Below are 12,859 nucleotides of genomic sequence, written 5' to 3'. Positions count from 1 at the left end.
GGGCTGCGTAGCGGCCCCAAAAAAGCGGGAGCGCTGCGCACTCCAACGCGGGGCAAGCCCGCTCGCCACAACAAGCACGCTCGCCATGAATGCCTATGGGTTGAGGAGAATCGTATGTACTCACGTCGACAAATGCTGCTGGCCGGTGGTGGCCTGGGTGTCGCCGTCCTGGCCGGTGGCCTGCTGAAACAGCTCAACATGGTCACCGAAGTCGAAGCGGCCGAGGCCTTTGAGGTCAGCCATACCGAGGCTCAGTGGCGCAGCCTGCTGACGGCTGAGCAATTTGACGTGCTGCGCGAGGAGGGCACCGAACGCCCCTACAGCAGCACACTCAATGATGAACACCGTGCTGGCACCTTTGCCTGTGCCGGTTGCGCATTGCCGCTGTTCTCCTCGACCACCAAGTTTGACAGCCACACCGGCTGGCCAAGCTTCTGGCAGCCGCTGGACAACGCGGTCGCCAGCCACGTCGACACTTCGTATGGCGTGGTACGCAAGGAAATTCATTGTCGCCGTTGCGGTGGCCACCAAGGGCACGTTTTTGACGATGGCCCGGCGCCCACAGGCCTGCGCTACTGCATGAATGGCGTCGCCATGACGTTCACGGCGGCTTAAGCCGATGTCCATTTTTAATTCGTATAAGGGTCGATTCCATGTGGCTGCTGGTTCTCGCGTATCTGGGCGGCGTGCTGACAATTGTCAGCCCGTGCATCCTGCCTGTTCTGCCTTTTGTCTTCGCTCGCACCGGGCAGCCGTTTATGCGCAGTGGCTTGCCGCTGTTAGCGGGGATGGCGGTGACGTTCGCCCTGGTGGCCTCTCTGGCTGCGGTGGGCGGCGGCTGGGTGGTGCAAGTCAATCAATACGGGCGTTGGCTCGCGTTGCTGTGCGTTGCCCTGTTCGGGCTCACGCTGTTGCTGCCGAAACTCTCGGAGCGACTGACGCGGCCATTGGTGGCCGCCGGCAGTCGTTTGTCGGAGGCCGCCGGGGCCGATGCCAAACCGCGTCCGGGCGCGTCGTTCCTGATCGGCGTGGCCACCGGTTTACTCTGGGCGCCTTGCGCCGGGCCAATCCTGGGGCTGGTGCTGACCGGCGCCGCGCTGCAAGGGGCCAGCATCGGCACTACCTTGCTCTTGCTGGCCTACGCCGCCGGGGCTGCCACCTCCCTGGCCTTGGCCTTGCTGGTCGGCGGTAAAGTCTTTGGCTTGATGAAAAAATCCCTGGGCGCCGGCGAATGGCTGCGCCGTGGCCTGGGTGCGCTGATGCTGGCCGGTGTGGCCGCCATCGCCTTGGGCCTGGACACGGGCGTGTTGTCGCGCTTGTCGACCGCCTCAACCGGTGGCCTTGAACAAAGCCTGGTCGACACACTGAGCGCCAAACCTGCACAGAAGAGCGGGGCGATGATGGCCGGTGGCGCCATGATGGCGGCGGCCAACCACAGCGACACACTGCCTATCGAAGGCACGCTGCCGCCGCTGGAGGGCGCGGTGCAATGGCTCAACAGCCCGCCGCTGACCGCCGAAGCACTCAAGGGCAAAGTGGTGCTGGTGGATTTCTGGACCTACTCCTGCATCAACTGCCTGCGCACCTTGCCTTACGTCAAAGCCTGGGCCGAGAAATACAAAGACCAGGGCTTGGTAGTGATCGGCGTACACGCCCCGGAGTTTGCCTTTGAACGCGACGTGAACAACGTCACCAAGGCCATGAAAGACCTGGGCATCACCTACCCGGTGGCGATCGACAACAACTACAAGATCTGGCGCGCCTTCAACAACCAATACTGGCCGGCGCATTACTTTGCCGATGCCAAGGGCCAGATTCGTTATCACCACTTCGGTGAAGGCGACTACGCCGAGTCGGAGCGGGTGATTCAGCAACTGCTGCGTGAGGCCGGCGCGACCACCGTCGCCGGTGGTTTGATCGAGGCCGATGCCAAGGGTGTGCAGCAAGCGCCGGACATGAACGAGGTGCAATCGCCGGAAACCTACCTGGGCTTCCAGCGTGCAGAAAACTTCGTCACCACCGGCACGTTGGGCACCGACAAAGTGGTGAATTACCCGGCGGCCGGCCACCTGGCCCTGAACAACTGGACCCTGGAAGGCCCATGGAATGTCGGCGGTCAGCAAGCCACCCTCGACCAGGCCGGCGGGCGTGTGGTTTACCGCTTTCATGCCCGTGACCTGCACCTGGTGCTGGGGCCTGGCGCCGATGGCAAGCCGGTGCGCTTCAAGGTGACGATTGATGGCCAGGCGCCAGGCGATGCTCATGGCACCGATGTGGCGCCGGATGGCAGCGGTACCGTGACCGAGCAGCGTCTGTACCAACTGGTACGCCAGCCCGCCAGCGTTAAGGATCGCACCTTCAGCATCGAATTTCTCGACCCGCATGTGTCGGCGTATGCCTTCACCTTCGGTTGAAGTGAAAACCTGATCCATGTGGGAGCTGGCTTGTCGGGTCGCCGCATCGCTGCGATAGCGGTGTACCTGCCGACGATGATGTTGGATCTGCCGGTGCCATCGCAGGCAAGCCAGCTCCCACACTTGACCGCGTACTGGAGTGAGTTCTATGAAGCTTCTCAAGATTTTACCCGCACTGGCCTTCGCCGCTTTCGTCGGCCAAAGCTCGGCGTTCTCCTTCGGTGGTGCCGACGACGCGGTGATGATCGCACCACCGGCCATGGACCTGCCCGCCGAGCCCGGCAACCTGCAAACCGCGGTGTTCGCCGGGGGGTGCTTCTGGGGTGTCCAAGGTGTGTTCCAGCATGTGCGAGGCGTGAAAAACGCCGTATCCGGCTATGACGGCGGCGCTGCAAACACGGCCCAGTACGAGTCGGTCAGCGACGGCGATACCGGCCACGCCGAATCGGTGTCGGTGACTTACGACCCGAGCAAAGTCAGCTACGGCAAGCTGTTGCAGATCTACTTCTCGGTGGCCCACAACCCCACTGAACTGAACCGCCAGGGCCCGGACAGCGGCACCCAGTACCGTTCGGAAATCTTTGCGCAAAATGCCGAACAGCAAAAAGTCGCACAGGCCTATATCGCCCAGTTGGACGCCGCCAAAGCGTTCGACAAGCCGATCGTGACCAAGGTCGAGATGGGCAAGACGTTCTACCCGGCGGAGTCCTATCACCAGGATTTTCTGACCGAGAACCCGTCTTACCCGTACATCGTGATCAATGATTTGCCCAAGGTGGCGCAGCTCAAAAAATTGTTCCCTGACCAGTACCGCGCAGAGCCGGTGTTAGTCAAAAACCAATAACCACCCGGACTGATCGTTCCCACGCTCTGCGTGGGAATGCAGCCCAGGACGCTCCGCGTCCCAAGACGTGACGCAGAGCGTCACAAGAGGCATTCCCACGCGGAGCGTGGGAACGATCGTCTTCAGGATTTGGCCTTGGCCAGGTACGGCGCCAGCCGGCGGCCCATTTCCTCACCCAGCGCCTGCAACCCACTCAACGGGCGCACCATCACTTCAAACTCGACGATCTGCCCCTGTTCATTGAAGCGAATCATATCGATACCCTTGAGCTGTTTTTCACCCACGCGCGCGCTGAACTCCAGCACCACGTTAAGCCCATCGGCACTCGCCAGTTCACGGTGATAGGCGAAGTCTTCGAACACCTTGATCACCGTGTTGAGGATCATCGACACCACCGGCGCGCCGGGGTAGGGCGTGTGGGCCATGGGCGAGCGGAACACCGCGTCAGGTGCGAGCAGTTCGGGCAGGGCGTTGAGGTCGCGTGCGGCCAGCATGGCGTGCCAGCGTTGCAGGGTGTGGGCGGCGGCGGGGTTAAGGTGGAGTTCGGACATGGGCTGTACCTGTTCTTATGTTGGGAAGGTCGTTCACCTGCCCAACATAAGAGCGGCACTCAAGCAGGGTCAATCACCCGAATTGACAGATAAGTAACCCGAATGCACTCACACCACTTCCAGGTACGAGCTGTGAATTGCCCGCGCCAGTTCGCGCACCGTGTCGATAAAGTCCGTGAGCCGGCTGTGCAAGCCGTCCTCCAGGATTTCATCGATGCCGGTATAACGCAGCCGCGCTTCGAACTCGGCCGCCAGGCGTTGAGCCTCGCGCCCGTAACTGCCGGGCAGGTCGGCGAGGATATGGCTCAACTCCTCGATGCACGCGTGCAGTGAGCGCGGTACATCACTGCGCAACAGCAGCAACTCCGAGACCGAGCGCGCATTCAGCGCATTCGGGTACAGCTCGGTGTAAGCCTCAAATGACGACAACGCACGGAGCAGGGCGCTCCACTGGTAATAGCCGCGTGCCGAAAGGTCGCTGACCTCTTCGGATTCTTCGCCGAACATTTCATAACGCGCGTCCAGCAGACGCAACGTGTTGTCCGCACGCTCGACAAAAGTGCCCAGGCGAATAAACCGGTAGGCGTCATTGCGCATGATGGTGCCGGAGGTGGCCCCGCGAAACAGGTGCGAGCGCTGTTTGACCCAGTCACAAAAGTGGCTGATGCCATGGCGCGCCAGGCCGCCGGCGGCGATGCTGCGCATTTCCAGCCAGGTGGCGTTGAGGTTTTCCCACATGTCGGCGGTAATGCGCCCGCGCACGGCGTGGGCATTGCCACGGGCGGCGCGCAGGCAGTTGTAGATGCTGGCCGGGTTTTCTTCGTCGAGGGCGAAGAAGTGCAGCATGCGTTCGGCGTCCAGTTGTTTATGGCGTTCGAGGTAGCTGTCCAGTGTGCCGCTGCTGAGCAGCGACATGGCCAATTCATCCAGCCCGTCACTGCGCCCGGCCTGGGGCATCAACGACAGCGAATAACTGACTTCCAGCATGCGCGCCAGGTTCTCGGCACGTTCCAGGTAACGGGACATCCAGTACAGATCTGCGGCGGTTCTACTCAACATACTCAGCCCTCCACCACCCAGGTGTCCTTGGTTCCGCCGCCTTGCGACGAGTTGACGATCAACGAGCCTTCCTTCAACGCTACACGGGTCAGCCCGCCAGGCACCAGGCGGGTTTCCTTGCCCGAGAGCACAAACGGGCGCAGGTCGATGTGCCGTGGCGCGATGCCGTTTTCGACGAAGGTGGGGCAGGTGGACAGGCTCAGCGTCGGCTGGGCGATGTAGGCGTGAGGGCGCGCCTTGATGCGTTGGCGGAAGTCCTCGATTTCGGCAGCCGTTGAAGCCGGGCCAACCAGCATGCCGTAGCCGCCGGAGCCTTGGGTTTCCTTGACCACCAGTTCCGGCAAATGCGCCAGCACATGGGACAGTTCATCCGGTTTGCGGCACTGGAAGGTCGGTACGTTTTGCAGCACCGGCTCTTCGTCCAGATAGAAGCGGATCATTTCCGGCACGTAAGGGTAGATGGACTTGTCATCGGCCACGCCGGTGCCGATGGCGTTGGCCAGCACCACATTGCCGGCGCAGTAAGCGGCGACCAGGCCGGGCACGCCAAGCATGGAGTCCGGGTTGAAGGCATGGGGGTCAAGGAATGCGTCGTCGATACGCCGGTAGATCACGTCCACTGGTTTAGGACCGTCGGTGGTGCGCATGAACACTTTCAGGTCGTGCACGAACAGATCGGCGCCTTCCACCAGCTCCACGCCCATTTCCCGGGCCAGGAACGCATGCTCGAAGAACGCGCTGTTAAAACGCCCCGGCGTCAGCACCACCACATTGGGGTTGTCGAGCCGGCTCGAGCTTTTCAGGGTCTTGAGCAGCAGGTTGGGGTAGTGGTCCACCGGCGCGATGCGCTGCTTGGCGAACACTTCCGGGAACAGGCGCATCATCATCTTGCGGTCTTCGAGCATGTAGCTCACGCCGCTGGGGGTGCGCAGGTTGTCTTCAAGCACGTAGTAGGTGCCGTCGCCGTCGCGTACCAGGTCCACGCCGGAAATATGTGAGTAGATGTCACGGTGCAGGTCCAGCCCGACCATCGCCTTTTGATAACCCTCGTTGCCCAGCACCTGGTCCGCCGGGATGATCCCGGCCTTGATGATGCGCTGGTCGTGATAGATATCGGCAAGGAACATGTTCAACGCATTGACGCGCTGGATGCAGCCGCGTTCGATCATGGCCCATTCACTGGCGGGGATGCTGCGCGGGATGATATCGAAGGGGATCAAGCGCTCGGTGTCTTGTTCATCGCCGTAGAGGGTGAAGGTGATCCCGGCGCGGTGGAAGAGCAAATCGGCTTCGCGACGCCGTTGGGCCAACAGTTCCGGCGGCGTATTGGCCAGCCAGCGGGAGAAGTCCTGATAGTGCGCACGGCAGGCGCCGTTTGCGTCATTCATTTCATCAAAGAAAGATCGAGCCATTCCAGTACCTTGTCAGTGCCCAGGGTTGCCTTGGGTGGCACTGCCGCTTAAAAAAACGCATATTTTTATGAGCCTGTGGCTGAGGGTGCCAACGGGCCTGGTCCTTACTTTCTTATGGGGTCGGCTCTGGGTCGGGGGGTAACGAATGCTCCTGTATCCGGGCAGATGAATGCATTAAGCAATGCTTGTGCCGGAACGGTGTTCAAGGCAGTGATTCACTTGTGGCGAGCGAGCTTGCTCGCGCTGGAGTGCGCAGCGCTCCCGCTTTTATTGGGGCCGCTACGCAGCCCAACGCGAGCAAGCTCGCTCGCCACAAAAGCGTGGTGCCACTAAAAGCCGCTCACTACAAGGGTGCAGCGAATGCGCCAAATTGGTGCATGAACAAACTTGAACTTCATCCAGCCCCGATTCTTCTAACAAGGCTCGTCACCTTGTGGAGCACCGCCGTGCCCAGAATCATCTCTCCCAACACACCGGCAGCCGCCCTGGACGATCACAACGAGCACAATGCCAAGATTTTCGGCTCACCCAAAGACCGCCTCGATTTCTATCGCCGCGAGATCCAGTACGAAACCACCATTCTGGCCAACCGTACCGACGCCTATCTCTCGGCACAGTCGTTCCTGGTGATCGCCTTTGTCTCCGGCATGGGTAACCTGAACCCGGAGTGGGGCAAGTTTTTTACCTTGGTTGTGCCCGCGTTTCTGGCCTTCCTCGGCATTCTTAGCTCATTGAATGCCTGGCCAGGTATTCGCGCCGCCTACGAAATTATCGACCACTGGCACTACAAGCAGAGCGAGCTGCTGCGCAGTGAGCCGGTGATGGGCATGGCCTACGATGATTCGCCGCTGTTCTGCGAGACCGAATCGTCACACAAGGGCTATCGCAAGTCGCTGCTGTTCTCCATGCGTGCACCGTGGCTGTTTATGGTGTTCTGGGTGCTGCTGGGTGCCTACGCGTTTTATATCCAGGTGGATAACCCGGTCTCTTAAGCAATTTGAACTTCGTGGTGCTGCGCACACCCTTAACTCTACGCAGGCTGCGTTTTACTCAAGAGGTGACCTATGAACACCAGCAAGGACCCCCAAACCGGCAACCGTAACGACCCGGCCATCGATGGCGGCGAGCCGGCGCCCGGCACCGCTGCCGATGCGCCAAAAGACCCGAAACCTGCCAGCGACCCCAAAGCCCGGGAAAACGACTACAGTCCAGACTTCAAGCCCACGCGCGAGCCCAAGCCTGAAACCGATGCCGATATCGACACCCAAGGTGGTTAGAGGAGAAGGTCATGTCCCAGGAACTCGATGACGATGAAGAACTCAATGACCCGGGCAATGAAGACCCAGGTTCATTGATGGATGATGCAGAAGTACCGTTCAACGACCTCGATGATGCAGCGGATGTAGGCAACACCGAAAGTCAGGATTGAGCGTTCGCCTTGGCTCGTCGTTCATACCACGCCAGCTTTGGCTGAGTGCTCAGGTCATGAACGACGGCCCAGCAACTCGGTGCAGGCTGGATCAACGGGTTTCGATCAGGTATTGATCCAGGAATGGTCAGCCCCAATTTTCACGTTGAATTTGTAGCGAAGCGGAAAGTAATGCTCCTTGGCCCTCTTGATCTGTAAGGGCTCTGTTATCGGCACCACCATGCCCTGACGCGCATAGGCCTCACTCACTGTGTTTTCAATGCTGACGACTGGACCGTGCGGCACGAGTTTGACACCGTCCCACTTTGCTTCTCTAGCGAGGCCATCGAAACCTAAGTCGTACATATCGGGTCTTTTGGTTTTAAGCGTGTCATTAAACATATCCGGGCCTACGGTATTAAAAATTTTTTCCTCATACTCTTTGAATTCCTGGGTGAATTGAACGTTGCCATCGGGACCGCGACTGACGGTCGGTCGATTGTTCGCAAAATAGGATTTGTTAGCCGCAAACCGCTTGTTCATCTCCTTGATCATCTCTCCAAGTACAGGGTTGCCGGGTCGAGTAGCAAAGTTACTGGTGTTATAGAACGTTTTGTAATTGGTTACGTAATTCGTCATTGCTGCGCCGAGCAGCACATCGTCGGCGCCTGCTGCTACATCGACGGCCCCGACGTTGCTTTGGATAAGATCATCGGTGTCCAGGTAAAAACCACCGTGTTTATTCATTATCGGGTAGCGGGCTACATCCGAAGCTGCCGCCAGATTCTTCCCTTGCCCTTGTCGGAAGTAGTTGTACATTTCGCCGGTCTTCAACTGCTTGAATGCGGCATCTTCATTAAGATTGAGCACCGTCACGCCGGGAATTTTCTCCTTCAGCTTGCTTTCTATTTGTTTGAACACAGCGGGGCTGTCGGCGTCCACGTGCAGGACTGTTTTATAGCCTGAAGCTCGGGTGGCGTTTTTTGTCATGTTGTCGACCAAGAGGGTGGGAATCTCCTGGCCCGCCCAGAAATAGTTCAACGTTTTGGGCACGGGAGCCAGTTGTTTGGGGATTCTGGGAATCGACGAAATATCCACAAAGTTATAGTGATGGGCGCTGGCTTTTTTAGCCTTTTTGGACGCTTCAAGTGTTCCCCGTTGCCAGTGGCCTTTGGTAGTTCGCCAGTAATACTGCTGGCCTTGCTCGTGGGTGCCTCTCCATGCGCCGGCCGTGCTGTCGAACGCAACTTCCTGATCGACGTTTTTGTAAGTAATCCTGAATGGATTGCCTGAGGTTTCCACGCGTTTAATATCGTCCATCGGCACTACGTAGGTTCCATCTCCCAGCCTGAAAGGCGTCGGTGTGCCACCTGCGCCGGCCAGCAAACGTTCGGATCGGGATAAAGGTGCCCACCCTGTAGGGCCAAGATCCTTGACGGGTATATCGGGGCTCGTGCCGTTCGGATGGCGGATGACGCGCCGGCCGTCTTTGACTTGGGACTCAAAGAGCCTGCCATCAACCTTCACATATTCGCGTTTACTGCGGCCCACCAACACGTTGTTCTGCAACCCCGTGGTCGATAACTCGTCTGCGGCGATGTAGCGGGCTTCATAACTGTGCAGATCATCCAGTGAGCGTACTTCTCCATTGGCAGCAACGCGGTTAGGTTTAAAGTCTCTCAAGGGCAGGCCCATGGCGCGTTGCTTCAATGCATCGTATTCATGCCAATTACCCAGAAACATCACAGCCTGGCGCTCGACTGTTTCTTGGCCCACCTGGATTGTCCCGGTTGCTGCCAGGCCGTGTTGCTTGCTGATGTTCTGGATTGCGTCGTCACTGGAGATTGCTCGCAAACTATTCGAGTCGCCCGGTTTTGGCACGTCTGGGACGAAGTTCTCCAGCGGCTTGCCGTAGGCCTGCTTCGTGCGCGGATCCAAGGCGTACCACTTATGGGTTGCCTCATCGAACTTAGCCAGGGCTTTTGTGTTGCGAGCGCTGTTGGCGGCACTGAATGCGCCTTCAGCGATATCGGCCCTTTTGGCCACCTCCAACAGGTTGACATGGCGGTACGAACGGCGCAGATCATTGACACCTTTATAGGCTTTGCCGGCTACAAACTTTACGCCCCTTATCGCACTACGCGCGAGGTCATCAATACCGCCCAACGGATTGAGCGCGCCCACTGCTGCCCGCCCGACAATCTTGAACCCCAGGGCAGCTTTTGACAGCACGGAAGCACCGACAAATGAAGCTCTCGCGGCCTTGGCTGCGGAGCCGACGCCGACCACGAAACCAAAAATGTCGAACGCCAAGTCGAGAACACCGTCGGCAGTCTTGCCCTCGTTGAAATTTTTAATGGCCGACCTGAACGGAATAAAGCCCAGCAAGACCTCGCGAATGGCTTCGGTGGTGCTGTGTTCCGTCTGAAAGGTCGTTGTTCCCCTGGAATATGCGCCCAACTCAGGCAGCTTCATATCCTCAATCAATGCATCGGCCAGGTATTGGGTTCTGGCACTGGCAACGCTATCAGGTATACCCGTGGCGCCTTTGCGTTCGTCTGTTATTCCCGCGGGGTACTCACCCCTGGGCGTTATCTGGTCTGCTATATAACGTGGGCCGGTAGACGCAAGGCTGGCGGGCGGGAGTGATGCATAAAACAGGCTCGGCTGCGGGGTGATAGTGCCCTCCAGCCGGTTGATTGCGTACTGCCTGGTCTGAGGTTTACCGTTGACGGTACGCAGGGTCTCGACCAGTAACACGCCTGTTTCAACACGCTTGTCATAACTGGAGCCTTGAATGCGGTCGTAGCGAATTTCTTTGTGTACGACGATTTCGCCGAACGCCAGATTTTGCCGGTCTTCCAGTTGCAATTTCGAAATCATGACCTTGAACTGCGCCGACGTGGCCTTTTTGACGGCGTCAGAGAACGTGCGAAAGTCCTCATTGAACTGCTTGATGGGATCCGGCAGGGTTTTGAGGATTGGCAGCAGATCGCCGATATTGATTTCGTCTGATGATGAAACCCATACCGCAGGCTTTCTGTTGTCGGAATCTGGTGGTGGGGATCTAAGCGCCCTGCGATCAATGAGCAGGTCCAACAGTGAGTAGGGGCCGGGGTATACGTTGGTAGAGGGCTGCGACGTAATGCACTTTTTCTCAAACAGCGCTGGGTCCATCCCGGGGCATGCTTTTTTCAAAAGCTCGACCGCAATGGCTTTGGTGGTCGGCGTCTCGAGGAGCGGCAGTGAGGCGGCTTCGCTCATTTCGCTGATATGCCGGTTGAACGCCTCACGCACCTCGGACAGGGCTGTCTGCGTGGTCGGATAGCCCATGCCGTTGGGAACGCCCCAGGCTTTGATCGCCTCGTTCTGGGCGGCATATTCGATCTGGCGTTCCTCGTTCGAGATCGGTGCAATATTGGCCGCGAGCATGATTTGCGCGTAGTCCATGTTGGCTGTCGCGCCTGGCGCTTTCGCTTCCACGCGCGCTACCGCCGTGGTGAAGCTGACCCAGCTGTGCGAACCCATCGTCACTTCCTGCGGGATACCCTTGACCAGAAACTGCGGTGCGCGACTGGCGAGCATGAGGTGGGCCTGCACGGATGCTGTTTGCGCGCTGGAAGCGAGGCCGTTGGCAAGCAGATGCTCCTCCAGCTCCTTGACCACCCTCGAAGCCGATTTATGGCTGTTGTGGGCTGAAACCAGGGGGTAGCCCTCAATACGTGTTTCACCGTGGGCTTGGTCGTATTTCCCCACGCCCAAGGCCGCCAGCAGCCAGTCGGTGACACTGCCTTTGACTGAGCGAGCCTCGAATGTGGCTTCAATTGCCTTGCCCAGTGCGGTGCCTCTGTCTGAACTTATCAAGCTGCTGATCAACTGCCGCGGATTCAGCTGTTCCTGCGCGGAGATCGATCTGCCGTTGAGCAGATAATCCAGGACATGCTTGAAGGGTTTTAATCTGACGTCGCCGAATTTTCCTTCGGTAATTCCCGTCTTCAGTTGTGTCTGGTTGTCACGTGCAAGTGGTTCGGGCCATGTCAGCGCGCCGCCCAAGTCGCCATGGGGGGCGGCCTTGGGGGGCGTCGTGAGGAGCGCGCTGGAGAGGTTTTCCAGTTGCTCGGGGTTGGTGGGGACGTCAATGCCATGCTCCGTCAGAAATTGAAGCAGGCTGGTTTCGTTGGCGGCGCCAGTGCCCGTTGGCCGGTAGGTGCTGTCTGCAGACAGTGGCAGCGGCTGTCCCAGTTCGGGCTGGAGTTCCTCGAATTTTTTACTGCCATCCTCCAGGGCCATCGCCAGGCGTTGCAGTGCAGCACCCGCCCGGTGCCAGTTGTGGATATCACCCAGTGCCGCTTTCTGTTCCTGTAGTGTTTCTTCGCTGCGCGACTGGATCTTGTCCGCAAAGCGGCCTGGATCGAGGGTTTTGAAGTTACCCGTCTGGTGGCTGATTTCGTCCGCTCGCTTGAGCATGCCAGACAGCGTCAGGTTCTGTGGCTCCTGATAAAATCGACCGACGAGCTTCCAGGGTACAGGTACGTCCGGGCTATTGACGGGAGGCGCAAAAGGAAATTCGCCATCTATGACGCTCGCGGCCCGCAGGATAGGCCCGCTCAGGGCAGCCCACTGGCTGTCGTCCTGGCCCAGCGTGTGTAATGTGCTTAGCGGGTCAAGAAAGCGCTCACGGTAAAAGGAAATCTGACCTGATTTTGGATCGATTTTTATCGAGGTGGTATCAACCCCCAAGGCCTTGATCCACTGCTGAACATCGGGCAATTGGAAGGCATCATGCAAGTGCCTCCACCATTGGCCAAAGGTGGAGTGGGGAGCAATGTGATCGAAGTCTTCAACATGAGTGCGACGGCCAGCCAGGTTCAGGGCGATCGCGTATTGCATGGCCAGTTCGCTGTCTCCATTGGCCCGTGTGGCAGCCTGCTCTTCCTGCGGGGACGCGGTGTCACGTTTTGGCCTTGAAAGCGGCGGCAGTAGCGGCAACGTTGGAGCAGATGAAGGGCGTGCGATGATCTGATTGGAAACACTGTTCATAGTGGGCTGCCGTTGTGCGTGTGGGAATAGCGCCTCGACGTGGGAACTAACGAGGCATTTCCCTTACGTAACAGCCGCTTCGGTTTGATTCCCTGCTTCCACCGATTCAGTCGTAACCCTATATTTCGCCC

The 12,859-nt window shown here is 58.8% G+C and carries 10 protein-coding genes; 6 read left to right on the top strand and 4 right to left on the bottom strand.

Annotated elements, in window-relative coordinates; genetic code table 11:
* The first annotated feature begins 114 nt into the window (after window positions 1-114).
* From msrB to msrA, 3 genes are all read left to right on the top strand, one after another.
* Window positions 115-615, top strand: coding sequence for a peptide-methionine (R)-S-oxide reductase MsrB (gene msrB / locus HBO23_RS12865; RefSeq protein ID WP_169985910.1), 501 nt, complete (start codon window positions 115-117; stop codon window positions 613-615).
* 38 nt (window positions 616-653) lie between these two features.
* Complete coding sequence (locus HBO23_RS12860) at window positions 654-2,414, top strand: cytochrome c biogenesis protein DipZ (RefSeq protein WP_170038335.1); 1,761 nt, start codon at window positions 654-656, stop codon at window positions 2,412-2,414.
* A gap of 148 nt (window positions 2,415-2,562) precedes the next feature.
* Window positions 2,563-3,258 (top strand): peptide-methionine (S)-S-oxide reductase MsrA, encoded by a 696-nt coding sequence (msrA, locus tag HBO23_RS12855; RefSeq protein WP_170038333.1) that lies wholly within the window; start codon window positions 2,563-2,565, stop codon window positions 3,256-3,258.
* A 122-nt stretch (window positions 3,259-3,380) separates the two neighbouring features.
* On the opposite strand, the gene HBO23_RS12850 is transcribed toward msrA, so the two are convergent.
* From HBO23_RS12850 to HBO23_RS12840, 3 genes are all read right to left on the bottom strand, one after another.
* Entirely contained in the window at window positions 3,381-3,809 is a 429-nt protein-coding gene (locus tag HBO23_RS12850) for a nuclear transport factor 2 family protein (protein ID WP_017135518.1), read from the bottom strand.
* Window positions 3,810-3,917: 108 nt separating this feature from the next.
* Window positions 3,918-4,868, bottom strand: coding sequence for an alpha-E domain-containing protein (locus tag HBO23_RS12845; RefSeq protein ID WP_017135519.1), 951 nt, complete (start codon window positions 4,866-4,868; stop codon window positions 3,918-3,920).
* A gap of 2 nt (window positions 4,869-4,870) precedes the next feature.
* Entirely contained in the window at window positions 4,871-6,280 is a 1,410-nt protein-coding gene (locus tag HBO23_RS12840) for a circularly permuted type 2 ATP-grasp protein (protein WP_017135520.1), read from the bottom strand.
* A gap of 446 nt (window positions 6,281-6,726) precedes the next feature.
* Here HBO23_RS12840 and HBO23_RS12835 point away from each other — a divergent pair, with 446 nt between their 5' ends.
* The 3 genes from HBO23_RS12835 (at window position 6,727) to HBO23_RS12825 (ending at window position 7,709) form a co-directional block, all read left to right on the top strand.
* Window positions 6,727-7,272, top strand: coding sequence for a hypothetical protein (locus HBO23_RS12835; RefSeq protein ID WP_026013566.1), 546 nt, complete (start codon window positions 6,727-6,729; stop codon window positions 7,270-7,272).
* A gap of 72 nt (window positions 7,273-7,344) precedes the next feature.
* Window positions 7,345-7,557, top strand: a complete 213-nt coding sequence (locus HBO23_RS12830; protein WP_170038331.1) for a hypothetical protein — start codon at window positions 7,345-7,347, stop codon at window positions 7,555-7,557.
* A gap of 11 nt (window positions 7,558-7,568) precedes the next feature.
* Entirely contained in the window at window positions 7,569-7,709 is a 141-nt protein-coding gene (locus tag HBO23_RS12825; RefSeq protein ID WP_170038329.1) for a hypothetical protein, read from the top strand.
* A 105-nt stretch (window positions 7,710-7,814) separates the two neighbouring features.
* Here the strand turns inward: HBO23_RS12825 and HBO23_RS12820 are convergent, their stop codons facing one another.
* Entirely contained in the window at window positions 7,815-12,728 is a 4,914-nt protein-coding gene (locus HBO23_RS12820) for a glycosyltransferase (protein WP_262378185.1), read from the bottom strand.
* Between the last annotated feature and the right edge of the window lie 131 nt (window positions 12,729-12,859).

The organism is Pseudomonas sp. WS 5532 (assembly GCF_012985445.1).
Lineage (GTDB): Bacteria > Pseudomonadota > Gammaproteobacteria > Pseudomonadales > Pseudomonadaceae > Aquipseudomonas > Aquipseudomonas edaphica.
Note: the sequence above shows the minus strand (reverse complement) of the source record. Positions and strands in the feature narration are given on the sequence as shown.